General features: G+C 59.7%; 24 protein-coding genes. 4 read left to right on the top strand and 20 right to left on the bottom strand.

Annotated elements, in window-relative coordinates:
• Nucleotides 1-8 precede the first annotated feature (8 nt).
• Together KI797_RS10035 and rsmF are read left to right on the top strand one after the other, a co-directional pair.
• Nucleotides 9-2,561: an MlaD family protein gene (locus KI797_RS10035; protein ID WP_226172879.1), complete on the top strand. Its 2,553-nt coding sequence runs from the start codon at nucleotides 9-11 to the stop codon at nucleotides 2,559-2,561.
• A gap of 129 nt (nucleotides 2,562-2,690) precedes the next feature.
• Entirely contained in the window at nucleotides 2,691-4,121 is a 1,431-nt protein-coding gene (gene rsmF, locus KI797_RS10030) for a 16S rRNA (cytosine(1407)-C(5))-methyltransferase RsmF (RefSeq protein WP_226172877.1), read from the top strand.
• 195 nt (nucleotides 4,122-4,316) lie between these two features.
• Here rsmF and KI797_RS10025 read toward each other — a convergent pair whose 3' ends face one another.
• The 16 genes from KI797_RS10025 to KI797_RS09950 form a co-directional block, all read right to left on the bottom strand.
• Nucleotides 4,317-4,574, bottom strand: coding sequence for a RepB family protein (locus KI797_RS10025; protein WP_226172875.1), 258 nt, complete (start codon nucleotides 4,572-4,574; stop codon nucleotides 4,317-4,319).
• A 199-nt stretch (nucleotides 4,575-4,773) separates the two neighbouring features.
• Entirely contained in the window at nucleotides 4,774-5,802 is a 1,029-nt protein-coding gene (locus KI797_RS10020) for a site-specific integrase (protein ID WP_226172874.1), read from the bottom strand.
• Nucleotides 5,803-6,089: 287 nt separating this feature from the next.
• Nucleotides 6,090-6,869 (bottom strand): TatD family hydrolase, encoded by a 780-nt coding sequence (locus KI797_RS10015; RefSeq protein ID WP_226172873.1) that lies wholly within the window; start codon nucleotides 6,867-6,869, stop codon nucleotides 6,090-6,092.
• A gap of 18 nt (nucleotides 6,870-6,887) precedes the next feature.
• Nucleotides 6,888-7,835 carry a DNA polymerase III subunit delta' gene (gene holB / locus KI797_RS10010; RefSeq protein ID WP_226172872.1) on the bottom strand — a complete coding sequence of 316 codons (948 nt, stop codon included), beginning with the start codon at nucleotides 7,833-7,835 and terminating at the stop codon, nucleotides 6,888-6,890.
• Nucleotides 7,820-8,461, bottom strand: a complete 642-nt coding sequence (gene tmk / locus KI797_RS10005; RefSeq protein ID WP_226172870.1) for a dTMP kinase — start codon at nucleotides 8,459-8,461, stop codon at nucleotides 7,820-7,822. The genes holB and tmk overlap by 16 nt, the downstream gene beginning before the upstream one ends.
• Entirely contained in the window at nucleotides 8,461-9,462 is a 1,002-nt protein-coding gene (gene mltG / locus KI797_RS10000) for an endolytic transglycosylase MltG (RefSeq protein ID WP_226172868.1), read from the bottom strand. Before mltG ends, tmk begins: the two co-directional genes overlap by 1 nt.
• The gene (gene pabC / locus KI797_RS09995) at nucleotides 9,452-10,258 is read right to left on the bottom strand and encodes an aminodeoxychorismate lyase (protein WP_226172867.1); all 807 of its coding nucleotides are present in this window, start codon (nucleotides 10,256-10,258) and stop codon (nucleotides 9,452-9,454) included. Before pabC ends, mltG begins: the two co-directional genes overlap by 11 nt.
• A gap of 67 nt (nucleotides 10,259-10,325) precedes the next feature.
• Complete coding sequence (gene fabF / locus KI797_RS09990) at nucleotides 10,326-11,567, bottom strand: beta-ketoacyl-ACP synthase II (RefSeq protein ID WP_226172866.1); 1,242 nt, start codon at nucleotides 11,565-11,567, stop codon at nucleotides 10,326-10,328.
• An 81-nt stretch (nucleotides 11,568-11,648) separates the two neighbouring features.
• Nucleotides 11,649-11,885, bottom strand: a complete 237-nt coding sequence (gene acpP / locus KI797_RS09985) for an acyl carrier protein (RefSeq protein WP_005300909.1) — start codon at nucleotides 11,883-11,885, stop codon at nucleotides 11,649-11,651.
• Between the two features lie 157 nt (nucleotides 11,886-12,042).
• Nucleotides 12,043-12,777 (bottom strand): 3-oxoacyl-ACP reductase FabG, encoded by a 735-nt coding sequence (fabG, locus tag KI797_RS09980; RefSeq protein WP_042866380.1) that lies wholly within the window; start codon nucleotides 12,775-12,777, stop codon nucleotides 12,043-12,045.
• Between the two features lie 13 nt (nucleotides 12,778-12,790).
• Nucleotides 12,791-13,726 carry an ACP S-malonyltransferase gene (fabD, locus tag KI797_RS09975; protein WP_226173070.1) on the bottom strand — a complete coding sequence of 312 codons (936 nt, stop codon included), beginning with the start codon at nucleotides 13,724-13,726 and terminating at the stop codon, nucleotides 12,791-12,793.
• 72 nt (nucleotides 13,727-13,798) lie between these two features.
• Nucleotides 13,799-14,758, bottom strand: a complete 960-nt coding sequence (locus KI797_RS09970; protein ID WP_005329561.1) for a beta-ketoacyl-ACP synthase III — start codon at nucleotides 14,756-14,758, stop codon at nucleotides 13,799-13,801.
• Between the two features lie 6 nt (nucleotides 14,759-14,764).
• Nucleotides 14,765-15,784 carry a phosphate acyltransferase PlsX gene (gene plsX, locus KI797_RS09965; RefSeq protein ID WP_226172864.1) on the bottom strand — a complete coding sequence of 340 codons (1,020 nt, stop codon included), beginning with the start codon at nucleotides 15,782-15,784 and terminating at the stop codon, nucleotides 14,765-14,767.
• Between the two features lie 9 nt (nucleotides 15,785-15,793).
• Nucleotides 15,794-15,961, bottom strand: coding sequence for a 50S ribosomal protein L32 (gene rpmF, locus KI797_RS09960; protein ID WP_005300935.1), 168 nt, complete (start codon nucleotides 15,959-15,961; stop codon nucleotides 15,794-15,796).
• A gap of 20 nt (nucleotides 15,962-15,981) precedes the next feature.
• Entirely contained in the window at nucleotides 15,982-16,503 is a 522-nt protein-coding gene (yceD, locus tag KI797_RS09955; RefSeq protein WP_025326977.1) for a 23S rRNA accumulation protein YceD, read from the bottom strand.
• 270 nt (nucleotides 16,504-16,773) lie between these two features.
• A complete protein-coding gene (locus tag KI797_RS09950) occupies nucleotides 16,774-17,427 on the bottom strand; it encodes an START domain-containing protein (protein ID WP_226172862.1) in 654 nt (217 codons plus the stop codon).
• A gap of 144 nt (nucleotides 17,428-17,571) precedes the next feature.
• On the opposite strand from KI797_RS09950, the gene KI797_RS09945 reads away from it, so the two are divergent.
• Nucleotides 17,572-18,153, top strand: coding sequence for a Maf family protein (locus KI797_RS09945; protein ID WP_226172861.1), 582 nt, complete (start codon nucleotides 17,572-17,574; stop codon nucleotides 18,151-18,153).
• Nucleotides 18,154-18,225: 72 nt separating this feature from the next.
• Here the strand turns inward: KI797_RS09945 and KI797_RS09940 are convergent, their stop codons facing one another.
• Entirely contained in the window at nucleotides 18,226-18,873 is a 648-nt protein-coding gene (locus tag KI797_RS09940) for an HAD family hydrolase (protein ID WP_226172860.1), read from the bottom strand.
• On the bottom strand, nucleotides 18,873-19,817 hold the full coding sequence (gene rluC / locus KI797_RS09935) for a 23S rRNA pseudouridine(955/2504/2580) synthase RluC (protein ID WP_202619452.1): 945 nt from the start codon (nucleotides 19,815-19,817) through the stop codon (nucleotides 18,873-18,875). The genes KI797_RS09940 and rluC overlap by 1 nt, the downstream gene beginning before the upstream one ends.
• 413 nt (nucleotides 19,818-20,230) lie before the next feature.
• Between rluC and rne the strand changes: the two genes are divergently transcribed.
• The gene (gene rne / locus KI797_RS09930; RefSeq protein ID WP_226172859.1) at nucleotides 20,231-23,407 is read left to right on the top strand and encodes a ribonuclease E; all 3,177 of its coding nucleotides are present in this window, start codon (nucleotides 20,231-20,233) and stop codon (nucleotides 23,405-23,407) included.
• Between the two features lie 647 nt (nucleotides 23,408-24,054).
• Here rne and KI797_RS09925 read toward each other — a convergent pair.
• Together KI797_RS09925 and dcd are read right to left on the bottom strand one after the other, a co-directional pair.
• Entirely contained in the window at nucleotides 24,055-25,527 is a 1,473-nt protein-coding gene (locus KI797_RS09925; RefSeq protein ID WP_226172857.1) for an inorganic phosphate transporter, read from the bottom strand.
• Nucleotides 25,528-25,875: 348 nt separating this feature from the next.
• Nucleotides 25,876-26,457 (bottom strand): dCTP deaminase, encoded by a 582-nt coding sequence (gene dcd, locus KI797_RS09920; protein WP_005328350.1) that lies wholly within the window; start codon nucleotides 26,455-26,457, stop codon nucleotides 25,876-25,878.
• Nucleotides 26,458-26,491 lie beyond the last annotated feature (34 nt).

The following is a 26,491-nucleotide window of genomic DNA, read 5'->3' as shown; positions in this document are numbered from 1 at the left end:
GAGTCGGTATGATCGGGGCTGAACCCGTCATTGAGAAACGTCGCTGGTTATCTCCAGTCTGGCTGTTGCCCTTCATCGCCCTCTTGCTGGCAGGGGGGTTCATCTACCAGCAGTGGACAACCAGTGGTCAGCTCATTCGCATCAACTTTGCCCAGGGTAACGGCATCTTGCCGGGCAAGACCCAATTGCGTTATCAGGGGGTGGCCATCGGGGTGGTTCAGGAACTGGAGCTGGCTCAGGACGGTCGCAAGATAGCCGTGCTCGCCAAGGTCGACAGCCGTGCCCGCCCGCTCATTCGCAAGGGGTCTGACTTCTGGCTGGTAAGCCCCAAGGCCTCCCTCACCGAGATCTCCGGTTTAGATACCCTGGTCTCCGGCAACTACATCAACCTGCAACCTGGCCGTGACAACAACCCGCTGGAGGATGAGTTCGATGCTCTGGACGGCCCTCCCCCCGGCTATCAGGCCCAGGGGCGGACCCTGCACCTGACCGCCGATTCGCTGGGCTCGGTCGGCATCGGAGCCAGGATCTACTTCCGCGGGATCGAGGTCGGCAGTGTCATCAATACCCGCCTGGGAGAGGACAACCAGAATGTGATCCTGGATCTGGTGATAGAGCCGCGCTTCGAGCACCTGGTCAAGGTGGATACCCGTTTCTGGAACATCAGCGGCATCAAGGGCTCCTTCAGCCTGGCTGGCGTCAGCGTGGAGGCAGGTAGCCTCACCTCCATCCTGAGCGGCGGCATTGCGTTCGACTCCCCCAAAGCGTCGCCTGTCGCGCAAAAGGGGCTCAATTTCACCCTTTATAAAGGGCTGGCAGAGGCGGCCCGGGGCGAGCGCATCACCATCCAGGCGGGCTCTCTGCCCGTCAAGGATGGCATGCCCATCCTCTATGAAGGGATCGAGATTGGCAGGATTGATCCCATTCGCCTGACCGAGCAGGGCCGGGTCGTCACGGCGCTGATCAACCCCGAGCAGGCATTTCGCATGACCGGCAAGAGCCGCCTGGTCTGGGAGACGGTCTCCCTCTCCCCCACAGGGGTTAAGCACGCGGATCGCCTGCTGACCGGACCGGCCATCCGTCTCGACTATGTGGCGGGCGAGCAGGTCAAGACCATGGCGCTGGAGAGCCAGGCCCAGATCAGCGGGATCAAGCTCACCCTGCAGGCGGACGATCTCGCCGGGTTGAACGAGAGTGCACCGCTCTGGTTCAAGGGGTTGCAGATAGGCCAGCTGGGGGCGCTGACCCTGGATACCAGCGGCAATGCCAGCGTCAGCCTGGTGGTGAATGAGCGCTATCAACATCTGCTGAAACGGGCCCGTTTCTATCGCGCATCCCCTTTGCAGGTCCAGGCCGATCTGAGCGGCGTCAAGGTGGAGACCAGCCCGGCAAGTGCCTGGCTGGCGGGTGGGATCAAGCTGGTCCAGGCTGCCGGGGGGGATCGTATCGACCGCCTCTATCCGAGCGAGGAACTGGCCCTGCTCGGTAGTCGCAACGCCCAACCCGAGCGCTGGACACTGCACGCCGAGCAAGCAGACGGGATTGGCGTGGGTTCCCCCGTCCTCTATCTGGGGTTGGAGGCGGGCAAGGTCAAGGCGTTGAAAGCCGAGGAACGCGGGGTGGCCATCACCCTGGAGATCGACGCCGTCTATGCGCCCCTGCTCAGGCAGCAGCCCCAGTTCTGGAAGAAGGCGGCCATCGAGGGCAAGATCCGGCTCGACGGCGTGCAGGTCAAGATGGGAAACCTCGCCACCCTGCTGCGGGGTGCCATCGAGTTTGACCTGCTCGGCACCGGCCGCAGCAGCCATCAGCTGTTTGACAGCAAGGCGCAGGCCAGTACCCAGGTCCGCACCCTCACCCTGACCGCCGACAGCAACCCCGGACTCGGAGTGGGCAGCCCCATCCGTTATCGCGGTGTGGACATCGGCAAGGTGGAGCAGGTTGAGCTGGATCCCACCTTGGGCCAGGTGCGTTTCAAGGCCGAGCTGGATGGGCAGTATGCCGCCCGCTTCCTGCAGAGCGGAGCACGCTACACCCTGGTGCAGGCCAAGCTTGGGCTGGGGGGCGTCTCCCATCTGGACACCCTGATCAAGGGCGCCTTCGTGGAGGCAAGCCCGGGCCAGGGCGCGGGCAAGGAGCACTTCCCCTTGAGTCTGAGCGCCCCCATCGGATTGGCCCTGACCCTCAAGAGCCCCTCCGTGAACGGCATCAGCGTCGGCAGCCCCCTGCTGTTTCGCAAGATGGTGGTGGGTAGCGTCAGCGGTGTGGCGCTGGCCCGTGATGGCAGCGAGGTGCTGTTCGAGGTGAACGTCGACAGGAATTACGCTCACCTGGTGCGCGCCAACAGCCGCTTCTGGAACGTGTCCGGAGTCAAGGCCGACATCGGCCTGACCGGCGGCACCATAGAGGTGGAAACAGTGCAGAGCCTGCTGGCCGGCGGCATCGCCTTCAACACCCCGGAGCGGGAGATGGGGCCGACCGTCAAGGCCGGCCACAGCTACCCGCTTCATGGCAAGGCGGAGAAGGAGTGGCTGGAGTGGAGCCCCCGCATCCAGCCCTGATGCTCCCCTGACCCTTTGACCCAAGCCCGGCCCAGTGCCGGGCTTGTTCGTTTTACCCATCGCCCATTCAGAATATTCCGACCCCTGTGGTACTATGTCGCCCCTCTTTTGGGTCAGCGAGACTGCACTGTGCACGACAATACCTACCTTCCCGAACACTTCCTGCGTCATATCGCGGACATCATGCCGACCCACCTCTCCATGGATGCGTTCGTGGCGAGCTGTCGGCGGCCGCTGCGGCGCAGCATCCGGGTCAACACCCTCAAGATCTCCGTGCCCGACTTCGTGACACGCATGGCGTCACTGGGCTGGCAGCTGGATCCCGTGCCCTGGTGCGAAACCGGCTTCTGGCTGACCCGGGCCGACGAGAGCGTGCCCCTTGGCAACACTGCCGAGCACCTGTGCGGCCTCTTCTACATCCAGGAGGCGAGCTCCATGCTGCCGGTGACGGCGCTCTTTGCCAGCGAGCGGATAAAGCACGATGGCATGCTGCTGGATGCGGCGGCGGCGCCCGGCTCAAAGACCACCCAGGTAGCGGCCCTGATGAACAACCAGGGCATGCTGGTTGCCAATGAGTTTTCCAGCAGCCGGCTCAAGGTGCTGAGCGCCAATATCCAGCGCTGTGGCGTGACCAATGTGGCCATGACCCATTTCGATGCCAAGGTGTTTGGTCAGTGGTTGCCGGAAACCTTCGATGCCATCCTGCTCGATGCCCCCTGCTCGGGGGAAGGCACGGTGCGCAAGGATGAAGATGCCCTGCGCAACTGGAGTCTCGAGAGCATCGAGGAGATTGCCGCTGTGCAGCAAGGGCTGCTGGAGAGCGCCTTCCACGCCCTCAAACCCGGTGGCGTGCTGGTCTACTCTACCTGCACCCTGAGCCTGCAGGAGAACCAGGCGGTCTGTCAGTCGCTACAAGACAAGTTCGGCGACGCCCTGAGCGTCGACTCCCTGGCCTCTTTCTTCCCCGGTGCCGGGCAAGCCTGCACCCCCGAGGGTTACCTGCATGTCTGGCCCCAGATCTTCGACAGCGAGGGCTTCTTCGTCGCCAGGATCAGCAAGCACCACTCAGTGCCCAACACCATGTTCAAGCCGGGCAAGCTCGGCAAGTTCCCCTTCTCCCCTCTGCCGGCGAAAGAGGCCGAGCCCATGTTGCAGGAGATAGAAGCGAGCTTCGGGGTCGCTGCGCGGGGTCAGCTGTTTGGTCGCAATGACGAGATCTGGCTCTTCCCTCACGCCTTTGAGCAGGTGCAGGGCAAGCTGCGCTTCGATCGCATCGGCATCAAGCTGGCAGAAACCTTCAAGAAGGGTTATCGCCTCACCCACGAATGGGCACTGGCCTACGGCAGTCTGGCCACCCGGGGGTGTGTCGAGCTGGATGCTGCCAACGGGCGTGAATTCATGATGGGACGGGATGTCTGGCCCGAGCTGGCCCCGGGAACGGGGGAAGTGATCGTCCGTTATCAAGGTCACCCGCTTGGTATGGGGAAATGGGTCGGGAGCCGCATCAAGAATGCCCTGCCCCGTGAGCTGGTGCGGGACAACAACTTGTTCAATGAGTGAGATGCCGGCGGCCATTTCAAGGACTGACACCTGTTCGAGTCTGGAAAACCCACACTCTGGTTGAACTTTTAGTCACTTCTTGAAATGCCTCGCACCTTGTCTAAGCTTAAGGCAATCCGCATATCAATTAGCGCACGGCTCTGCAAGGAGCCAATTCCCCTATGCCAGGTACAAGGAATTCGTACCTGGCTTTTTTTATTCGCTGATCTCCGCGAGTGCTTTCTCCGATCGCCACTGGGGCACCAGCTCGTGCTGGTAAAGCAGATCGATCGCCTGCTCGATGAGGGAGGCCTGATTGTCCTCCAGGTGCAGACCGAGTTCTTGCAACCGCTGGGCATGGCGATTGCTGATCCAGCATTGCAGCCTGCTGTGGGTTTCCTGCTTGCGTTTCACGTGTTGGCGTTGCCGCTCGGCATTGTCTTGCGCCACATTCATCTTCATTTCCTGGCTCATGTGACCTTGCTAACTAAGAGTTCCTGGTTTGTTATCTCTCATTCTATTCGGCAGGATGAGACTCTCCCTTGCCAGGGGTGAGAGCCGCCGTCTGTGCCCGGCTCTTTTCCCTTCACCGGCACTGCGTCGGAGTGCGATAAATATATCATCAAATCAATCGGATGGTATTTAACATAAAAAATACCTAGACGCGGTTATTTTACAGTAAGCCAGCGAGGGCATGATCGGAGAACTTGTGCGCATCGTCGAAATACTCCTGCAGGGTACGCATGTCCTTGTGCCGTGTCACCTCGATGATCTTGTTCATGGGCTTGCCCGCGGTCACCGCCGAGGTGATGAAGCCTCGGCGCAGGCTGTGGCCACTGACATAGAGATCGTCGATGACCTGGCCGGTTCGCCGCTTGATCATCAGGTTGATGCCTTGCGGGCCCAGGGGATCTGCGGTGAGCTGCCCCCAGCGGGTCATGCGGCGAAACAGCGGACCCTGGCTTATGCGGCTCGCTTTCAACCAGCGGCCAAGAGCGGTTACCGGGCAATAGTGCTTGCCGGGGATGAGCGCGATTTCGGTTTCATGGAGTTGATGCTTGCTCGGCTTGAGCCGTAGCCGGATCCCCTGCCCCACGAAGTCGAGATCGCTCACCTCGATACGAGCTGCTTCTGAGCGGCGCAGGGCGCCGCTGAACATCAAAAGCAGCAGGGTGTGGTCCCGCAGCCCCGCCAGGGTGGAAGTGTCTATCTCGTCGAGCACCTGGGTCAGGGGTTGCAGAGTCAGGGCTCCCGTCTTGCGTTTGCGGTTATCCCCGAGGCGCACTATGCCCCGCATCATCTCCTTTATTTCCGCATGCTCGGTCGGCATGGGATGAATGCCCTTCTGCTTGAAGGCATAGCGGATACCGGCGAGCCGCCGCACCAGGGTGGCCGGTTTTCGAGGCTCCCCGTTGCGCAGCTCCCCCTTCCCCTCCTCTTTATCCAGCCATACCCAGTCGGCCAATATGCCGTCAGCCTGATCCGCCAGAAAGTTCATGATGTCGTGATGGCTGGTTTGCAGCGGATCAAGTCCATGCAACTGGCACCAGAATACGAAGATACGGGTGTCTGCCTGATAGGCATTGAGGGTGGAATCCGCTTTTGCGCTGCGCAGGAAACGCCGCGCCCGGCTATTGAGTGCAGGATCGAATACCGCCTGCAGTGACTGATGAACAGGTGGTGAAATGGTTGGATAGGTCACGTAAGTCTATGATTCGATATGGAGTTTAGGAGGATCTTACAGGATCTTTCCGATCCATCAAGTATCGATAATGAATATTATCGATACTTAAAAAGTATTGATTCAATGCCTCCAACCTCACGGAGATAATAAACTGGCTTACTCTATATCCGGAGAAAACGTTATCCAGAAGATGGGTCCGTGTCGGATACGGAGTGAGAGATAACGAGGCGGGTGGTTGATATTGCCGTGGGCAATCAGGCTGATGATTTTAAATAAAGAGCCCCGTCTGTCGGGGCTCCTTGGGGTTATTTTTTCGCCAGCTTGAATAGCTCAAAGAAATTGTGGCTGGTGGCCTCTGCCAATTCGGCAAGCGATATCTGCCGTAGATCGGCAATAAATTGCGCGACGTCTCGTACGAAGGCAGGCTCGTTCTCCCTCCCCCGGTGAGGAACAGGGGCAAGATAAGGAGAGTCCGTCTCTATCAGCAATCGCTCCAGTGGCAATGCCTTGACCACGGCCTGCAGTGCCGAGGCATTCTTGAAGGTGGCTATCCCCGAGATGGAGATGTAAAAGCCCATCTCCATGGCGGCCTCGGCCATCTCTAGCGATTCGGTGAAACAGTGCAGCACGCCTCCCACCTGATCGGCTCCCTCTTCGCGCATGATCTGCAGGGTGTCTTGCTGGGCATCCCGGGTATGGATGATGAGGGGCTTGTTCAATGCCCGGGCTACCCGGATATGTTCCCGGAAGGATGCCTGCTGCACATCCTTGTTTTCCGGCGAATAGAAGTAGTCGAGCCCGGTTTCGCCTATGGCCACCACGCGAGGGTCGGCGGCCTGGGTCAACAGCAAGGCGGCATCCACCCCGGGATCCTGATTGAGCGGATGGACGCCACAGGAGGCAAACACCTGGGGATAAGGGGCGATCGCCGCCAGCATGGTCGGGAACTGCGCCTGGGTCACGCTGACACAGAGAAAATATCCCACATCCAGTTTCGCGGCCTTGGCCAAGACATCGGCCATGTCGGTCTGCTTGCTGCCGTAGCTGAGACGGTCGAGATGGCAATGGGAATCAACGAGTAACATAGACAACCTTGTATCTTGTCATAACCAGCGATTGAGCCAGTTCATCAGATGGATGGTGGGATTGGAGAGCTGACCCGGCTGGCAGGCGGCTTTCAGGGCGACGAGCTGCTGCTCCGCCTCCAGTAATCTTTCGCTGGAGTGGCGCTTGGCCAGCTGCTCGCTGAGGGCGGCCAGATCCGGCATCGCCAGCTGGTGGTGGCCACAGCCCGCCTGGGTCTTGAGGGCATCGCACAGGAAGAGTTGCAACCAGTGCAATCTGATCTGGCTCTCCTCCGCCAGCTGGGAGCAGACACTCGCCGCCCTGGTCGGCGTCTGCGACAGGGAGACGAAGCTCTCGAGCAGCGTCCGTCTGGCTCCATCCTGCTGCTCTTCGAGGTAACTGAGTACCCGAAGCGGCGCCCCCTGACAGATCCGCACCTGGGCCTGGGTGGCCTGATGGCCCTGTTCACTCAGCCAGCGCAGGGTCTCCCCCTCCGTCGGCAGCTGACAGACATGCTTGTGACAACGGCTGAGGATGGTGGGCAGCAGGCGAGAAACCTGAGATGCGATCAGCAACAGCAGACTGTCGCCGGCCGGCTCTTCCAGGGTTTTCAGCAGGGCGTTGGCGGCGGACTCCGTCATCCGCTCCGCGTCCGGAATGATCACCACCTTGCCGCGCCCCAGTTGGGAGGTGCTCTGCAGGCGGCCGCAGATCTCGCGAATCGCCTCGACCCCTATGCTCTTGCTATCGGCGCTAATAGTGCCGAGATCCGGATGATGACCCTTGTCGAGCAACTGGCAGGCGTGGCAGTGACCGCAGGGTTCACCGCGATCCGGCTGCTGGCAGAGGTGCAGGTGCGCCAATCGTTCCGCAAGCTGCTCCTTGCCAAGGCCGGGATCCCCGAGCAGCAGCCAGGCGTGGCCCAGGCGACCGGCCTGGGCGGTCTGGCTCAGGGCCTGCCAGTCCGGGATCAGCCAGGGATACATGGGAACTCATCTTTCAGGTTGTCGGCCAGTGCAGCCTCGATGGCGGCCTTGACCCGATCCGGCGTCTGACTCGCATCGATCACCAGGATGGTGTCATCCCTGGCCGCGAGTTCCAGGTAGCGGGCGCGGGTGCGCTCAAAGAAACTGAGTTGCTCCAGCTCAATCCTGTCGAGCTCACCGCGATGGCGTGCTCGTTGCAGACCGAGGGCGGGATCGATATCGAGGTAGAGGGTCAAATCCGGCTTGAAGTCACCGAGTACCGCCTGCTTGATGGCGCCAATGAGCTGGGCATTTATGCCGCGACCGCCCCCCTGATAGGCCTGGGAGGAGAGATCGTGACGATCACCGACCACCCAGATGCCCTCGGCCAGCGCCGGCTTGATCCGGGTCTCCACGAGCTGCACCCGGGAGGCATACATCAGCAGCAATTCGGCCTCGACGGTGAGGCGCTCGTCGTGCACCTCCTTGACGATGGCGCGCATCCGCTCCGCCAGGGGGGTGCCACCCGGTTCACGGGTGCACTCAATCCTGTCGATGCCATGGGCATGCAGGTAGTCGGTCACATAGCGCACCGCGGAGCTCTTCCCTGCCCCTTCCAGTCCTTCAATCACGATAAATTTAGACATTAGGGTTTCTTCAATATGTATTCGCGGACCGCCCGATTGTGTTCATCGAGGGTCTTGGAGAAATAGTGGGCCCCGCCCCCCTTGGCGACGAAATAGAGATAGTCGGTCGACTTGGGGTTGAGCGCCGCCTCGATGGAAGCCTTGCCCGGCATGGCGATGGGGGTCGGCGGCAAGCCATCGATGACATAGGTGTTGTAGGGGTTCACATCGGTGAGATCGCTGCGGCGAATATTGCCATCGTACCTGTCCTTCACCCCGTAGATGACGGTGGGATCGGTCTGCAGCTTCATGCCAAGGCGCAACCGATTGACGAACACGGAAGCGATCTGCGCCCGCTCGTCCGGTTGGCCCGTCTCCTTTTCGATGATGGAGGCCATGATGAGCGCCTCATAGGGCGTCTTGTAGGGCAGATTGGCCTGCCGCTTCTCCCAGTTCTCCTGCAGGAAGGTCTTCATGTCCTGATAGGCACGGCGCAGGATGGAGATGTCGCTGGCATGGGTGGTGTAGGCGTAGGTTTCCGGCAGGAACCAGCCCTCCAGCTTGCCATTCTCGATGCCAAGCTCCTGCGCCAGCTCAGTCTCGCTCTGCTCCACGGTCAGCCGCTCCAGGTAAGGGGCGCTCGAGAGCTGTTTCAACCAGTCCTCGAAACGGGAACCTTCGACAAAGGTCAGGCTGAAATGAAATTCCTTGCCGGAAGCAAACAGGGAGAGAGTCTCCTTGAGCGGGGCCCCTTCCTTGATCTCATAGGTACCAGACTTGATGGCGACCAGTTCGGGGTGGCCACGCAGCCAGAGCCGCACCGCCCAGGGGCTGGTTTCCCCCTCCCCCAGTTCGGCAATCAGGCGCGCCGCATGGGCGCCTTTTTCGACGGTAAAGAGGCGCGTCGGCCCCTTGTTGGTGAGCGTCTCCACCTCTTGCCATTTGTAATATACATAACCCCCGGCGACGGCAACGGTCAGGGCTGCCCCCGCGAGCAGGGTGTAGAGCCAATTAAACTTCAATGACCAAACGCTCCTGTAAACGGCGGATCAATACCGGGCTGGGATAGTGCATATCCCCAATGCTGGTGACCGGCACTATGCCCATCAGGGTATTGGTCAACCAGACTTCTTCGGCCTGCCACAGTGACTCCAGCGGAGCCTCCACGACACGCAGTTCAATACCCATCTGTTTAAGCATCATCATCACGCGCTTGCGCATGATGCCATCGATCCCGGCGCGGGCGAGATCCGGTGTGAACACCGTCTTGCCACGGCGCCAAAACAGATTTGCACTGACCCCTTCTACCAGAAATCCACGGCTGTTCAAGACTATACCTTCGACTCCGCTCCGCGCGGCAAGTTCGCTTTTGAGCAGAACTTGTTCCAGACGACCCAGGGTCTTGAGCCCTGCCAGCATGGGAGCATCACCAAGCTGCTGCTGACAGACCAGGGCCGCGATGCCGTTTTGCTGCCAGTCAAGATAGTGGGCCGGGTATGGCGCCAGGGAGACAATGCGGGTAGGCGTATTGCATCCCGCGCCGTCATAGCCCCGTCCCCCACTGCCACGGGTCAGCACTATCTTGGCGACAGCCTGCGTCTGCCCTGCTGCCACTTGCGCCACTTCGGCGGCCAGGCTATCCCAGGGAAGCTCAGCAAACCCCAGTCTGGCGCAGGCATGCTGCAACCTGGCGAGGTGTGCCGGCCACCAGATCACCTGCCCCTGTTTCACCAACATGGTAGTGAAATGGCCGTCCCCGTATGTCAGCCCTCGATCCCGGGCGGACACTGCTTCTGTCGGTATTCCATTAATCAGCAAGGGGATCCCTCCGATAAAAAAGGCCCGATACAGTCGTATCGGGCCTTATCATTTCGCCCAAAGCGAATTATACGCGTTTGAAGATCAGGGAGCCATTGGTGCCGCCGAAACCAAACGAATTGGAGAGGGCATATTCAAACTGGCCGGGTTTGGCCACATGGGGCACCAGGTCCAGATCGCACTCCTCATCCGGGTTGTCCAGATTGATGGTGGGCGGTGCCACCTGATCACGCAGGGCCAACACAGTGATGATCGCCTCGATGGCCCCCGCCGCCCCCAGCAGGTGGCCGGTCATGGACTTGGTGGAGCTGATCATCAGGGACTTGGCATGATCGCCAAACACCTCTTTCATGCCACGCAGTTCGGCCACATCACCCAGCGGGGTGGAGGTACCGTGGGCATTGATGTAACCGATCGCCTCCGGCGCTATGCCGGCATCCTTGATGGCATTCTTCATGGCGCGAGCGCCACCGTTGCCATCAGCGGGCGGTGCCGTCATGTGATAGGCGTCGCCACTCATGCCAAAGCCAACAAGCTCGGCATAGATCTTGGCGCCGCGGGCCCTGGCGTGTTCGTACTCTTCCAGTACCAGCACACCGGCGCCATCACCCAGCACGAAACCATCGCGATCCTTGTCCCACGGGCGGCTTGCCTTTTGCGGCTCGTCGTTGCGGGTAGAGAGCGCCTTGGCCGCCGCGAAACCACCCATCCCCATCGGGGTGGAGGCTTTCTCGGTACCACCGGCCACCATCACGTCCGCATCGCCGTAGGCGATCATGCGGCCGGCCATGCCGATGGCATGGGTACCCGTGGTACAGGCGGTGGTCACGGCTATGTTGGGGCCTTGCAGTCCCTTCATGATGGAAAGATGACCGGACACCATATTGATGATGGTGGACGGTACGAAGAAGGGGCTCAGCTTGCGCGGGCCACCGTTGATCAGGCTGCTGTGGTTCTGTTCGATCAGACCCAGACCACCGATGCCGGAACCTATGGCAACGCCAACCCGCTCTGCGTTCTCTTCGTTGATCACCAGACCCGAGTCATCCAGTGCCTGGATCCCCGCCGCCACGCCGTACTGGATGAAGGGATCCATCTTGCGGGCTTCTTTGCGGTTGATACCGTACTGTTCGGGATCAAACTCTTTGACCTGGCCTGCGAAACGGGTCGCAAACTCGCTGGCATCAAAGTGTTCGATGGGAGAAATGCCGCTCTGCCCGTTGAGCAGGGCTTGCCAGCTGGATTCGGCAGTGTTGCCCACCGGGGAAAGCATCCCCAGGCCGGTCACCACGACTCTGCGTTTTGACACTGAGCTAGTCTCCGAAAGCTATTTTGAAAAGGGTAAACATAAAAGAAGCGGCCCTTGGGCCGCTTCTTTCAGAACAGGAACTTATTCCTGATTAGCGGTGATGTAATCGATAGCCGCTTGAACAGTGGTGATCTTCTCGGCTTCTTCATCAGGAATTTCGGTATCGAATTCTTCTTCCAGCGCCATTACCAGTTCAACGGTATCCAAAGAGTCAGCGCCCAGGTCGTCGACGAAGGAGGCAGCGTTTTTAACGTCTTCCTCTTTAACACCCAGTTGTTCGATGATGATTTTCTTTACGCGTTCTTCGATGTTGCTCATGACCTGAATTTTCCTTTAAAAATACGCTATTGCGTCTGGTTGGGGTAGTTTATTCAATTGACGTGAGTTTGCAAGTAGCTTGCCGCTGGTCAAACCACGAAATTCGCCAAACTTCGGCGTACTATCGCAAATTTGAACAGATCTCACGACAAATTGATTACACCATGTACATCCCGCCATTAACATGCAGGGTTTCGCCAGTGATATAGGCGGCGTCATCAGATGCCAAGAATACCACAGCTGCGGCAATTTCTTTTGGATCGCCCAAACGGGCGGCAGGCACCTGATTCATGATGCCGGCACGTTGATCGTCATTCAGGGCACGGGTCATGTCGGTCTCGATGAAACCGGGCGCAACCGCATTCACTGTGATACCACGGGACGCCACTTCCCGTGCCAACGATTTGGTAAAGCCAACCAGGCCTGCCTTGGCGGCGGCATAGTTGACCTGGCCCGCATTGCCCATGGTACCAACCACGGAGCCAATGCTGATGATGCGACCGTGACGCTTCTTCATCATGGCACGCAATACCGGCTTGCTCAGACGGTACAGTGAGGTGAGATTGGTGTCGATGATTTCATTCCATTCATCATCTTTCATGCGCATCAACAGGTTGTCGCGGGTGATGCCGGCATTGTTGATCAGGATGTCGATGTCGCCAAAACGTGCCTTGATGGCCGCAAAGACAGTTTCGATGGATTCCGGACTGGTCACGTTCAGTGCCATGCCGCAACCCTGCTCACCTAGATAGGCGCTGATCGCCGCTGCGCCGCTCTCGCTGGTTGCAGTGCCGACGACTTTCGCGCCACGGGCCGCAAATGTTTCGGCAATCGCCCGGCCGATGCCACGACTGGCACCGGTCACCAACACAACCTTATCGGTAAAACTCATGATCTGCTCCTGTTTACTTGGACTGGGCCAGCGCCAGCTCGAAAGAGGCGGCATCGTTGGCGTGAATACCTTCCACGCGCTTGTCGATGCGCTTGGCCAGCCCGGTCAATACCTTGCCCGGCCCCATCTCGATCTCGAGGGTGACACCCTCATTGGCCATCCGCTCCACCGTCTCGGACCAACGGACCGGACTGAACAGCTGACGCACCAGGGCCTGCTTGATGGCGGCCGGATCCTGTTCACAGGATACGTCGACATTATTGATGACTGCGATGGTTGGAACCTTGATCTCGATCCCGTCCAGCGCAGCCGCCAGTTTTTCTGCCGCCGGTTTCATCAGGGCACAGTGGGAGGGTACGGAGACCGGCAACGGCAGCGCACGCTTGGCGCCAGACTCTTTCATCAAGACGTTGGCGCGCTCAACCGCTTCCTTGTGACCGGCGATCACCACCTGGCCCGGAGAGTTGAAGTTGACCGGGGACACTACCTGACCTTGCGCCGCTTTTTCGCAGTTGGCGGCGATGGCCTCATTGTCCAAACCTATGATGGCGGCCATGGCGCCTGTCCCTTCCGGTACCGCTTCCTGCATGGCCAGACCACGCAGTTCAACCAGTTTGACCGCGTCGCCAAAGGCCAAAGCACCGCTGCACACCAGGGCGGAATATTCCCCCAGGCTGTGACCGGTCATGACGGCGGGGGTTGCCCCACCCTGCTGTTGCCACAGACGCCACAGAGCGACGGAGGCGGTCAGCAGCGCTGGCTGGGTACGCCAGGTCTTGTTCAGATCTTCAACCGGACCATCCATGACCAGAGCGAACAGGTCATAACCCAGCACCTGGCTCGCCTCGGCGAAGGTTTCCTTGATCACGGCGTGTTGCTCGGCCAGCTCGGCCAGCATGCCGACGGTTTGGGAGCCTTGTCCCGGGAAGGCAATGGCAAATTGGGTCATCATTGATTCCTTTAAGGTAAGACGAAAACGAAATCGGTCGCGGGATGGTGCAGGGCCCCCTCCCGCTGAAGATCAGAGGCGAACCAGCGCTGAGCCCCAGGCAAAACCACCGCCGAAGGCCTCCAGCAGCACCAGCTGACCCGGTTTGATCCGGCCGTCACGTACCCCTTCATCGAAGGCGATGGGCACGGAGGCGGCGGAGGTGTTGCCGTGGCGATCCAGGGTCAGGATCACCTTGTCGAGCCCCATGCCTAGTTTCTTGGCGGTGGCGTTGATGATACGGAAGTTGGCTTGATGCGGGACCAGCCAGTCCAGCTCGCTCGGATCGATATTGGCGGCAGCCAGGGTCTCGGTCACGATCTCGCTCAGGCGCGTCACCGCGACCTTGAAGACATCGTTGCCCTTCATGTACATGTAGGCTTCGAGCTCGGCACCCGGCATGCCACGGCGAGGCTGCGGCAACTTGAGCAGTTCGCCATAACGGCCGTCGGCATGCAGGTGGGTAGACAGTATCCCGGGTGTCTCGCTCGCGCCGATCACCACGGCCCCGGCTCCATCCCCGAACAGAATGATGGTGCCCCGGTCTTCCGGATCGCACATGCGGGAGAGCACGTCGGCACCGACCACCAGGACGTGGCGAGCGGCGCCGGACTTGACGAACTGATCGGCAATGGAGAGCGCATAGGTGAAACCGGCGCAGGCCGCCGCCACGTCAAAGGCCGGGATCCCCGGTACCTCGAGCAGCCCCTGCAGTTCGCAGGCCGCGGCCGGGAAGGCGTTCTCGGCGCTGGTGGTCGCCAACACTATCATGTCCAGATCGGCGGCGGTCAGGCCTGCGGCATCCAGCGCCCGCAAGGCCGCCTGATGAGACAGGGTCGCGACGCTCTCGTCGCTCCCGGCGATGCGGCGTTCACGGATCCCGGTACGTTCCACGATCCACTCGTCACTGGTTTCAACCATCTGCTCAAGATCGGCGTTGGTACGAACCGAACTCGGCAGATAACTGCCAGTACCCAGAATTTTGCTATGCATAGAGTTTTATAAATCCCTGTCGGAAAAGACAGATTCAAGGCGATCTGCAATTTGCAATGGAAGTTGGTGTTTGGCTTCTTGTGCGGCCAGCAGAATCGCATGACACAGAGCGCGGCGCTCGGCCCGCCCATGGCTTTTTACCACAATGCCGCGCAATCCTAACAGACTCGCGCCATTATACTGGTCGGGGTTCAGGTAAGAAAAACGCCGTTTGAACATAAATCCGGCGAGTCGACCAAGAAAACTGCGTTTTTTGCGAGGATATCCTGCCAGTTCGGCCATCATTCGCACCACGCCCTCGGCGGTCTTGAGCGCCACGTTGCCGACGAAGCCGTCACAGACGATGACGTCGCTGTCACCGCTGAAGATCCTGTCCCCCTCGATGAAACCGACAAAATTGAGCGCGGCGCACTGGCGCAACAACTCGGCACTGTGGCGTACCAGGTCATTGCCCTTGATCTCCTCCTCCCCCACGTTGAGCAGCGCCACCCGGGGGGATGCTATCCCCTCGACCTGCTCAGCCACGACGGAGCCCATCACCGCAAATTGCAGCAGGGTGTCGGCATCGCAGCTCACGTTCGCCCCCAGATCCAGCATTACTGTGCGTTTTCCGCTCAATGTCGGCAGCGCCTTGATGAGGGCGGGCCTGTCGACCCCAGGCAGGGATTTGAGCACGCATTTGGCCATGGCCATCAGGGCACCGGTATTGCCGGCACTGACGCAGGCATCGGCCTCACCGGCTTTCACCAGATTGAGCACAACCCGCATGGAGGAGTCTTTCAGGGTACGCAGCGCCACGATCGGCTTTTCGCCCATGCCAACCACTTGGGATGCATGTACGAGACGAACGCGGGGATGAGTCAGCAAGCCATGTTGCTGCAACAGAGGGGAGATCAGGTGTTGGTCACCGACCAGAACAAGATTTAGTTGAGGCAGAAGAGACAGTGCCTGCACGGCGGCAGGCACTGTTTCAGAGGGGCCAATATCTCCCCCCATTATGTCTAGCGCGACAGTTTGCGTAGACAAAGGCAATCCTTAAGCGATTACCTTTTTACCGCGGTAGAAACCATCGGCAGTCACGTGGTGACGACGATGAATTTCGCCACTGGTCTGATCAACAGTCAGGGCTGCAGTGGTCAGCGCATCGTGGGAACGACGCATGCCACGCTTGGCGCGGGTTTTACGGTTCTGTTGTACGGCCATGGTAGGCTAACTCCTAAAATTCACTTACGTTTGAGCTCTTCAAGAACTGCAAAGGGATTCGGCCGCTCATCAGCAGGTTCGATGTCACCCCAAGTCATTTCCATGTTTCCTCGCGGGCAGACATCCATGGGATGCATGGCCACCTGAGGCAACGAGAGGATGAGTTCATCCTCCAGGATTTGATGAAGATCTATCTCGCCGTTTTCGTCCAACTCAATGGGCTCATAAGCTTCCGGCAGCTCTTCCTCGTTTGTTCTCTCGAACAGCGGAGTGTAAATAAAACTAGCTTCACAAAGGTGCTCGAAAGCCTCTCCACAACGCTGGCAAACCAGGTCAACCTTGGCATGGGCAGTGCCTTTCATAACGGTCAACTTCTGGACATCTTTGCCAAACTGCAGAGTGACGTCCACATCACTTCGCAAGCCTTCGGTTGATGCTTCCAGTCTGGGCATCTGCGACTTTTCCACTATCCCGACATAATCGAGTAGCTTCAAGGCATTACGGACTGGATCAACCTTAACGGGCAACTTCACCTTTTGCATAGGGCGCGAATATTATAGGTCCAACAAGGGATAGTCAAAGGAAAAAGTCCTTACCGCCGATGATTTTACCTGCACAAGCCCCTGCATGCAGGAACTTGTGTTCATCGGTGGCCGATTATGCCATAAACCACGGGATCCCGCACAGGATCCTGTGCAGTCATCCCCCTTGGCCAGGATCTCGGGGTCAGTGAGCCTTTTATGCCGTTGCACATCCCTCCCCCATCCCGTGCCCCGCTCGCCAGGTACCCGGCTTGACCTCCATTTCCAGATTCAGGACGCGGCAGGACAGCCTCCACCGCCGAGCAGGTGTTGCCTAGGCGCGGCTCTGGGTTGGGCCTCCATCAACCGACGTATGGCCTGAAAGCTGCCCAGCGCCGCCTTGATGGCCATTGGATTGACCAGCCAGCCTGGCAAATGGCTGCCCGGGTTGGTATGGCTTTCGAGCCTGATCAGGGTGCTGCCATCGCGTTGTGGCAGCGCCTCCCAGCGACCGGCACTCTCCCGGATCCGGTACAGACCTGGGCGAGGCGCCAGGGCGTCCGGCTCGGCCCACACCTCCAGCACCAGCGCGCAGCCAGCCCGCAAGCTCAGATGGGAGCGTGTGATCAGTTCCCTGTCTTGCACCGGCCAAGGGGACGCCAAGCGGGTGTAAACCAGATCATCATCGGGGCCGGATTTTGCCAGCAACCGTACCTCGCGACTGGACGGCAACCACTCCCGATGGCGCGCGGTGTCTCGCAGCACGGTCAGCAACGCCATTGGATCTGCCTTGACCCGCATCTCCAGGCGCAAGGCCAGAAAGGGGGACGGAGGGCGCGCCTGGGTCCAGAGCTGTACCCCGCCCTCTCCCTTTCCTGGTTGCCACTCCTGCCCCCAGCTCGCGAGGGAGAGCAGCATCAGGGCCAGCACACCGAATCTTGTCATGTCGTACTCCTGCCTCATCAAGCGGTGTTATCGCCGTTCTCGGTCACCAGCATGCGTGTTGCGCTGGCGCTCGGGGTGGTTTGCGTGGACCTTCTGCCACAGTTAGAATCAACCAATTGATTTATAAATGGATATCATCAACATATGCACACGCCCTTGATCCTCGCCTCCACTTCCCGTTATCGCAAGGCGCTGCTGGAAAAACTCGGCCAGCCGTTCCTATGCGCCTCCCCCGAGGTCGATGAAACCCCGCTGCCCGGGGAGCCGGCCGAGGCACTGGTCAGCCGCCTGGCCCATGCCAAGGCGAGTGCCATCACCCGCCAACATGATCAGGGGTTGATCATCGGCTCGGATCAGGTGTGCGTCTGTGACGGCCGCATTCTCGGCAAACCGGGTACGGTGGATAACGCGGTGGCACAGCTGATGATGGCCCAAGGCAAGAGCGTCACCTTTTATACCGGCCTGTGTGTGCTGAATGCCGCAAATGGCCGGGTCGAGCAGCTCGTGGAGCTCTTCACCGTACATTTTCGCTCCCTGGATGAAGCGGCCTTGCGCCGTTACGTAAAGGCTGAGTTGCCCCTCGATTGTGCCGGCAGCTTCAAGTGTGAAGGCATGGGCATCATGTTGTTCAAGGGGCTAGAAGGGCGGGATCCCAACGCCCTGATCGGTCTACCCCTGATCGGCCTGATCGAGTTGCTGGCACGTCACGGCCTCAATCTGCCCTGAGCAGGAAACAGAAACAACAATGGGAGCCAAGGCTCCCATTGTTGTTTCTGTGTTCATCAACCCGGTGCGCACTCAGCCCAGCAGTTGCCTCAGCTCATCCATGGTATCGACGATGGCAACGGGATGATGTTCGGCCAACTTGGCACGATCATGAACACCCCAAGTGACGCCGATGCGTGGCATCTGCAACGCCTCAGCCATCGCCATGTCATGGATGGAGTCGCCAATCATCACCGCCTGGTGCGGCGCAAAACCCAGCTCATCCAGAATTTGCGTCAACATCAGGGGATCGGGTTTGGAGTTCGCTTCATCCGCACCACGGCTGGCGGCAAAGAGAGGACGCAAACCCGTTTCATCCAGCACACTGTCGAGGCCCCTTCGGGACTTGCCCGTGGCGATTGCGAGGCCAATGCCCTGTGCCTGCCAGCCAGAAAGCAACTCGCGAGCGCCGGCAAACAGCGGGCTGGGTGTATCGTCATGCAGATAATGGTGACGATAACGGGCGATCAGGGCCTGGACCCGCTCACTCCCCTCTGCCAGATTGAACAACTGGGGAATGCCGACCGCCAGGCTGAGCCCGATGATCTGATGGATGGACTGCGGCTCGGGCACTTCCTCACCGCAGTCGCGGGCGGCAACTTGCACACAGGAGACGATCCGCCCCACCGAATCCATCAGGGTGCCGTCCCAATCGAAAATGGCGAGTCGGACGCGCTCCATCAGCGCGCCAGCTTGTTCAGGAAGGCATCGAGCTCGGGAGCGAGCGGCGCCTCCACCTGCATCTCGCGATCATCGGCCGGATGGGTGAAGCTCAGTTTCCAGGCGTGCAAGAAGAGCCGCTTCAGCCCCAGGGTCCGCATCTTCTCATCAAACGCCGCCTCACCGTATTTGTCATCACAGGCGATGGGATGGCCGGCATGCTGGGTATGAACCCTGATCTGGTGGGTACGACCGGTGATCGGGCTGCACTCTACCAGGGTCGCTTCGGCAAATTGACGGGCAATGCGGAAGCGGGTTTCGGAGGGCTTGCCGTCACTGCTGACCCGAACCACTCGCTCGCCGGATTGCAGATCGTTCTTGCGCAGCGGCGCATTGACCACCTTGACGTGTGACTGCCACTGACCGCGCACCAACGCCAGGTACTGCTTGCGCATGGTCTTGACCCGCAACTGCTCATGGAGGCTGCGCAGGGCACTGCGCTTCTTGGCAACCAGCAGCACGCCGGAAGTGTCGCGATCGAGCCGATGCACCAGCTCCAGGAAGCGGGCTTCCGGGCGCAGGGCACGCAGCCCCTCGATGACGCCAAAGCTCAAGCCACTGCCGCCGTGCACCGCCATGCCGGACGGCTTGTTCAGCACTATCATGGCCTCGTCTTCAAACAGGATCTGGCTCTCCAGACGCTGGATGCTGCCGAGGTTGGCAGAGGGCAATTCGTTCTTCTCGGCCACGCGCACGGGAGGGACCCGCACCTCGTCACCGGCGCAGAGTTTGTATTCCGGTTTGATGCGTTTCTTGTTGACGCGCACCTCTCCTTTTCGAAGGATGCGATAGATCAGGCTCTTGGGGACGCCCTTTAACTGAGTCTTGAGAAAATTGTCGATGCGCTGCCCTTCATGCTCAGCTTCGATGGTGAGCAGCTGCACTTGTTGATGTATCTGTGTCATGGCGCGGATTTTAACACCGCCGGCAGCCCTTGGCTGCATGCTTTGTTAAAAAATGGCGTCTTGCTATAAAAGTGGTTTAAATGGGATAATAAACAAGGTTTTGTCATTGTGTTCAAGCCTTGTACTAAGTGGCCAAAAAGTATGCCACCCAATCCCGAAACACCGTGTATACAAGAACATGACGGTTCCCGGGTGCGAGGTACAACGCATGGAGAACGCAAACAGAACCGATTTAATTGTCTCCACACCGGTATCCTTAATTCATGCCTTCTCGAGAAGACTGAACCAGAGTGCCCTTAGTTTGCGCCTCATGCATACCCCAACCGGGAGGTTGCCCAAGCATGCTGAAGACCCGAGGCCGGCGCCGGCAGGATCCTGTGGAGGAATCAAAATGACAAAATAATGAGAACTCAATGAAAAGAATGCTAATCAACGCGACTCAGGAAGAGGAGTTGCGCGTAGCGCTGGTTGACGGACAACAGCTCTACGATTTGGATATTGAAAGTCCGGGACACGAGCAGAAAAAAGCGAACATTTACAAGGGTAAAATCACCCGCGTAGAACCCAGTCTTGAAGCTGCTTTTGTTGACTATGGCGCCGAGCGCCACGGTTTCCTGCCGTTAAAGGAAATCGCCCGCAATTACTTCCCCTCCGGTTACTCCTATCAGGGTCGTCCCAACATCAAAGAAGTGGTCCGCGAAGGCCAGGAAGTGATCGTCCAGATCGACAAGGAAGAGCGTGGCACCAAGGGTGCGGCCCTCACCACCTTCATCAGTCTGGCCGGCAGCTATCTGGTGCTGATGCCGAACAACCCCCGTGCTGGCGGTATTTCCCGTCGTATAGAGGGTGACGAGCGGACCGAGTTGAAAGAAGCCCTGAGCGGACTGACCGTGCCGGACGGCATGGGCCTCATCGTGCGTACCGCCGGTGTCGGCAAATCCCCGGAAGAGCTGGAATGGGACTTGAACGTTCTGCTCAACCACTGGGACTCCATCCACAAGGCGTCACAGGACCGTACCGCGCCAGTGCTCATCCACCAGGAGAGCAACGTGATCGTGCGTGCCATTCGTGACTATCTGCGTCGCGATGTCGGCGAGATCCTGATTGACAACCCGGTCATCTTTGAACGTGCCAAGTCGCACATCGAGCTGGTGCGCCCCGATTTCCTCAATCGCGTGAAGCTGTACAAGGGTGATGTCGCCCTGTTCAACCACTTCCAGATCGAGAGCCAAATCGAGTCTGCCTTCCAGCGTGAAGTGCGTCTGCCCTCCGGCGGCAGCATCGTCATCGATCCGACCGAAGCGCTGACCTCCATCGATATCAACTCCTCCCGCGCCACCAAGGGCGGCGATATCGAAGAGACGGCGCTGCAGACCAACCTGGAAGCGGCCGACGAAATTGCCCGTCAATTGCGTCTGCGTGACCTGGGTGGCCTGATCGTCATCGACTTCATCGACATGACGCCGGTTCGCCATCAACGCGAAGTGGAAAATCGTCTGCGTGAAGCGGTCCATCAGGACAGAGCCCGCATCCAGCTGGGCCGGATCTCCCGTTTCGGTTTGCTGGAAATGTCTCGCCAGCGTCTGCGTCCCTCCCTCAACGAATCCAGCAGCCACATCTGCCCCCGTTGCCAGGGTCAGGGTGTCATCCGTGACAACGAATCCCTCGCCCTGTCCATCCTGCGTCTCATCGAAGAAGAGGCCATGAAGGACAACACCGAGCAGGTTCACGGCCAAGTGCCGGTCGATGTCGCCGCCTATCTGCTCAACGAGAAACGCGCCGCCATCGCCAGCCTGGAACAGCGTAATGATGTTCGTGTTTACATCATTCCGAACCAGCATCTGGAAACCCCGCACTACGAAGTGACCCGCATCCGTCAGAACGAGATCCCGGAAGCGGCCAGCTACGAGCTGAAAACCGAGATTGCCAAGCCGGTCTACCAGCCCAAGCAGGCTCAGGTCATTGAGCGCGAGCAGCCGCTGCTGCAAGGCTTCGTCCAGGCACCTCAACCGGCCGTCTCTGTTGCCGCCCCTGCCCCCGTCACAGCACCGGCACCGGTCGCCGCCGAAGCGGGTCTGTTTGGCAAGTTGTTCAAGGCCATCTCCGGTCTGTTCGGCTCCGACACCGCCCAGGTTGAGGTGAAAGCACCCGCCGAGAAACCGGCCGCCCAACGGGAAGCGCGCAAGGATGAGGGTCACCGTCATCAGCGTGACGAAACCCGCAGCCGTGGCCAGCGTGGTCGTCGCGATGACAACCGCAGTAACCGCAACCCGGCCGACGCTGGCGAGAAGCGTGAAGGCGCTGCCAACCGCGAGGGAGGTGAGAGCCGCAACCGTCGTCCGCGTAAAGAGCGCGAGCCCCGTCAGGAGCGTGAAGCCCGTGGTGAAGTGCGCAGCGAACAGCGCATGGAACGTGAACCCCGTGGTGAAGTGCGTAGCGAACCGCGTATGGATCGCGAACCCCGTGAGCCCCGTCAGGAACGTGAACCCCGCGCCCCGCGCCCGGCTCGCGAACCCCGTGCACCTCGTGAACCCCGTGCCGAGGTCGTGGTTGAAGCGGTAGAAACCGTCGAGACTGCCGCCGTCAGCGCCGAACCGCGCCAGGAAAAAGAGCAGAAAGTGGCCGAGCGCCGCGAACGTCGCCAACTGCGCAAGCAGGTTCGGGGCGATGTCGCCGCCTCCGACACCCCTGTCCTGCCGGTAGACGAGCAGGCTCCTGATCTGGCCGAGACTGCGGCCGTGGTCGGTGAGCAAGAGGAGCAGACCGAAGGTCAGCGCCGCTCTCGCCGTACTCCGCGCAGCCAGCGGATCGAAGGCCAGCGTCGCAAACGCATCAACGAAGATGCCCGTGGCCAGCGTGATGATGAACCTCAGGCCGACGTGCAACTGACGACAGCCGCCCAGGCGGATGCTGCTCAGGTGAAGGTGGAAGAGCCCGCCGTGCCTGTCATCACCATCCCGAGTGCCGAAGCCGTTGCCGCCGCGCTGCAAGCCTCCTCCGCCCTGACCGAGCACGTGGTCGCTGAAGCCGTGGCCGAAGAGGCCCATGAGCAGGCGCAAGCGGCTGCGACCGAAGTCGCCGCCCCTGTGGTCGCCGAGGTGGTTGAAGCCCCCGTTGCAGTCGAAGCGGCTCCTGCCGCCATCGAGCCGGCCCCGGTAGCAATCGAAGCAGCTCCTGTCGCTGCCGAACCTGTGACCGAGGTGGTTGTCGAGGAGACTCAGGTCGTGGTCGAGGCCAGCATCGCTGACCAGGCTGTGGTAGAAGCCGCCCCCGTTGTGGTGGAGCCGGTTCCTGCCCCGCAAGCCGAGGAAGTAGTTCCTGCAGCCGAGCAGGTTGCCCCTGTGGTTGCACAGCCCGAGCCTGTTGTCGCCCCGCTAGTAACCAAGCCGGTTGCCAAAGGCGCTGGCGTACTGGCTCGTGCCCGCAAGGCTTCAGCCCCCATGGCAACGCCGGCAGCCGTGCCTGCCCCGGCCCCCCATGAGCCGGTTGAGCAGGCCCCGCTGGAGCGTAGCGAAGTCGTAAGCTCAGGCCGCCACGGTGGCAGCACAGCCGCCGTCAATGTAGCAACCAGCCCGGCGGGTCGTCCCTGATCCCCTAGCTTGTCTAGTCTGATAAAAGAGCCACACCTCGTGTGGCTCTTTTTTTGCCTGACAATTGGTCTGTGTCCTCAATCCCTTGCCCCCTTGCCCCCTTGCTCCTCTTCCTCTTTCAGGGAAGACAAACTCTGGTACCGGGGTTCTCTGCTCTGCACTCCCCTCCATCTCTTGCTTTGTCGCGACCAAGATGCCACGGACAATGCCATGGGGCGCCGCCCTAGCTCCTGTTATCCAGCCCTCTCGCTTTGTGGCAAGAGAGCCCGTCACAGGGCAAGTGCAAGTTTCCCCGCAACTCGACAAGGAATCATGGTCGGTCACACCGATGCCGAGCGGCGTGCGTCATGAGCGGATGCATTCAAGGAATGAAGGACGAGAGCCGAAGCCCTGATGAGAGGGTGAGACGATGGCTTAGCCCCCTAACAGACGAGATGGGCTGCGGTCAGCCCCTTCTGCTGACAAGAGGGGTAAATGAGGAAGAGGAAAGCTGGCGGGAAATTATCAGTAAATGAACACTCTTGTTTGATGGCATATGTGGCTTGTTTTGTCGGTTGCCGAGCATGGCGGCTAGCAGTGGCCGAATCGATCCCAGCCATGAAAAAAGGGCCCGCAGACCCTTTGTCATTGATGCAGTGTTTTAGCTATCAGCCACCAAACAGGTTGTTGCTGATCAGGAACAGCCCGCCGGAGAGCAGCATGGTGAGCGGCAGGGTCAGGACCCAGGCCAGCAAGATGGTCTTGATGGTCTGGCTCTGCAGGCCTGATTTGTTCGCCACCATGGTCCCCGCCACCGCAGAAGAGAGGATATGGGTGGTGGACACCGGCATGCCGGTCAAGCTGGCCACCCCGATGGAGGCAGCAGCCGTGATCTGGGCGGCGATGCCCTGGCTGTAGGTCATGCCGGAAGAGCCGATCTTCTCGCCCACTGTGTAGACGATACGGCGCCAGCCCACCATGGTGCCACAGCCCAGCGCCAAGGCGATGGAGACGATGACCCAGGTCGGCGCGTATTCGGCCGTAGCGGTCAGATCCTTGCGCCATTTGGCCAGATCGGTCAGCTCCTTGGCTGGCAGCGGCAGCTTGGAGACCTTGCGAGCGGTATCATCGATACAGAGCAGCAGACGGCGCACCTCGCGGCGATCGGTCAGACTCATCTCCTCGTAGGTACGCACCTGGCCCAGACGGTTGTCCAGGGTGGCCATGGCCTCGAGGGCCTCACCGGCCTCGCAGTGAGTCATCAACTCTTCCTGGGCATGGGCAGGCACACTGAAGTTCACAACAGTGGAGACCTGCTCCTGGTTGCGCTGGTAGATTTCCATGATGCGCTGGTTGGCATCTTGGGTGCGGTCCAGATCGTAGGAGCGGCTGCTCATGTCCAGTGCGAAGTAGGCGGGCGCCATGCAGATCAGCACCAGCATCACCAGACCAATACCCTTCTGACCATCGTTGGAGCCGTGCACGAAGCTCACCCCCATGGCGGAACAAATCAAGGTCACACGGGCCCAGAACGGCGGATGTTTCTTGCCATCCACCAGCAGTCGCTCTTCCGGGGTTTTGTGGATCTTGCTGCCAAGCCAGACTCGCTTCATGGCGAACAGCAGCAAGGCGGCGATGATGAAGCCCACGGTGGGAGAGATGATGAGGGAGAGCATGATGTCGATCGCTTTACCGACGTTGATGCCCTCTTTCAGAGGCTGATCACTGATCAGGGCATAGGCACCGCCTACCCCCAGAATGGAGCCGATCAGGGTGTGAGAGCTGGACGCCGGGATGCCGAAGTACCAGGTTCCCAGGTTCCAGACAATGGCCGAGAACAGCAGGGAGAACACCATGATCAGACCCTGGGTCGAATCCATGCCGAGCAGTAGATCGATGGGCAGCAGATGGACAATGGCATAGGCCACCCCCAATCCCCCCATCATGACCCCGGCAAAGTTGAACAGGCCGGAAGCCACTACCGCGGTGTGTGCGGGCATGGCCTTGGTATAGATAACCGTTGCTACCGCGTTGGCGGTATCGTGAAAGCCATTGATGAACTCATAGGCCAGCACAAAAAAAACGGCCAATACCAAACCGATTGACCACCACAAACCCAAACCACTAAACATTTCAAACATAAAAAACGAACCTGTTTATGAGTTGCGGCGGATTATGCCAGAAGGCTCGGTGTGCCATACCCGTTGTTGAAATATTTCAGTAAGAAAAAAAAAGGGCATTCCGTCAGAAAATGTCTTAGGCCCAGCAGGAATGGGGCTTGTCATGGATTAATTAAAGGCCGTCTACACCTTGTGGATAGGCGCCAATCAACACCAAACATCCATCATTGGGCCACCAAACCAGCGATTTTATACGCGTTTTACCATCACGGCAGCGCATGGGGCGCCGTACAGCACGTCCCCTTCCCTTCGCAGAAAAAGCAAGAGGGTGCCGAAGCCCCCTCTATATAAGCAGCATGAAGGCGGACATCAGTCCTGGTTGATGCGGCTGGCCACCGCCCCTTGCTGGCTCTTGTACTTGGCGTTTTCCCGCTTGTTGTAGGGACGGGCCGCGGCGCCGGAGAGCATCTCGAAGTTCAGGGCCCCTATCTTCATCTTGGGGCGCAGCGCCAACGGCAGTTTGCCGCCGTTGTAGAACTCCAGCACGATGCGACCGGACCAGCCCGGATCGATGCGGTGCGCGGTCACGTGGACCATCAAGCCGAGGCGTGCCAGGGAGGAGCGTCCGTCCAGCCAGCCGACGATGTCCGCAGGCAGGGTCACGGATTCGTAGGTCACCGCCAGCGCCAGTTGCCCCGGGTGCAGATAGAAGGCTTCGCCGTCCGGGATGTGGATCTCGTCGCTCATCACCCGATCGATGGCATCGGCCATCTCGGCACTGGTACCGCCGAGGTCGATATAAGGCGCGGCATGATCGCGAAACACGCGAAACTCGTTGCCGAGCAGCACATCGACGCTGACGCCACTGATCCGCTCAACACCGGGCCTCGGCTCAATGACGATCTTGCCTTCATCCAGATGGCGTTCGATATCGGTATCACAAAGACGCATTCGGCGACTCTCCTGACAAAAGTTTCATTTAAAA

This window comes from Aeromonas media (assembly GCF_020423125.1).
In the GTDB taxonomy this organism is placed as follows: Bacteria; Pseudomonadota; Gammaproteobacteria; order Enterobacterales; family Aeromonadaceae; genus Aeromonas; species Aeromonas media.
Note: the sequence above shows the minus strand (reverse complement) of the source record. Positions and strands in the feature narration are given on the sequence as shown.

What these genes read in the sequence shown, in the direction of transcription:
- fabD (WP_226173070.1), bottom strand. Translation starts at nt 13,726, where the DNA reads ATGACCCAATTTGCCATTGCCTTCCCGGGACAAGGCTCCCAAACCGTC.
- rne (WP_226172859.1), top strand. Translation starts at nt 20,231, where the DNA reads ATGAAAAGAATGCTAATCAACGCGACTCAGGAAGAGGAGTTGCGCGTA.
- KI797_RS09945 (WP_226172861.1), top strand. Translation starts at nt 17,572, where the DNA reads ATGCACACGCCCTTGATCCTCGCCTCCACTTCCCGTTATCGCAAGGCG.
- rpmF (WP_005300935.1), bottom strand. Translation starts at nt 15,961, where the DNA reads ATGGCCGTACAACAGAACCGTAAAACCCGCGCCAAGCGTGGCATGCGT.
- KI797_RS09940 (WP_226172860.1), bottom strand. Translation starts at nt 18,873, where the DNA reads ATGGAGCGCGTCCGACTCGCCATTTTCGATTGGGACGGCACCCTGATG.
- KI797_RS09970 (WP_005329561.1), bottom strand. Translation starts at nt 14,758, where the DNA reads ATGCATAGCAAAATTCTGGGTACTGGCAGTTATCTGCCGAGTTCGGTT.
- dcd (WP_005328350.1), bottom strand. Translation starts at nt 26,457, where the DNA reads ATGCGTCTTTGTGATACCGATATCGAACGCCATCTGGATGAAGGCAAG.
- KI797_RS09950 (WP_226172862.1), bottom strand. Translation starts at nt 17,427, where the DNA reads ATGACAAGATTCGGTGTGCTGGCCCTGATGCTGCTCTCCCTCGCGAGC.
- tmk (WP_226172870.1), bottom strand. Translation starts at nt 8,461, where the DNA reads ATGTCTAAATTTATCGTGATTGAAGGACTGGAAGGGGCAGGGAAGAGC.
- holB (WP_226172872.1), bottom strand. Translation starts at nt 7,835, where the DNA reads ATGTATCCCTGGCTGATCCCGGACTGGCAGGCCCTGAGCCAGACCGCC.
- KI797_RS09925 (WP_226172857.1), bottom strand. Translation starts at nt 25,527, where the DNA reads ATGTTTGAAATGTTTAGTGGTTTGGGTTTGTGGTGGTCAATCGGTTTG.
- KI797_RS10015 (WP_226172873.1), bottom strand. Translation starts at nt 6,869, where the DNA reads ATGTTACTCGTTGATTCCCATTGCCATCTCGACCGTCTCAGCTACGGC.
- KI797_RS10035 (WP_226172879.1), top strand. Translation starts at nt 9, where the DNA reads ATGATCGGGGCTGAACCCGTCATTGAGAAACGTCGCTGGTTATCTCCA.
- KI797_RS10025 (WP_226172875.1), bottom strand. Translation starts at nt 4,574, where the DNA reads ATGAGCCAGGAAATGAAGATGAATGTGGCGCAAGACAATGCCGAGCGG.
- fabG (WP_042866380.1), bottom strand. Translation starts at nt 12,777, where the DNA reads ATGAGTTTTACCGATAAGGTTGTGTTGGTGACCGGTGCCAGTCGTGGC.
- yceD (WP_025326977.1), bottom strand. Translation starts at nt 16,503, where the DNA reads ATGCAAAAGGTGAAGTTGCCCGTTAAGGTTGATCCAGTCCGTAATGCC.
- acpP (WP_005300909.1), bottom strand. Translation starts at nt 11,885, where the DNA reads ATGAGCAACATCGAAGAACGCGTAAAGAAAATCATCATCGAACAACTG.
- rluC (WP_202619452.1), bottom strand. Translation starts at nt 19,817, where the DNA reads ATGACACAGATACATCAACAAGTGCAGCTGCTCACCATCGAAGCTGAG.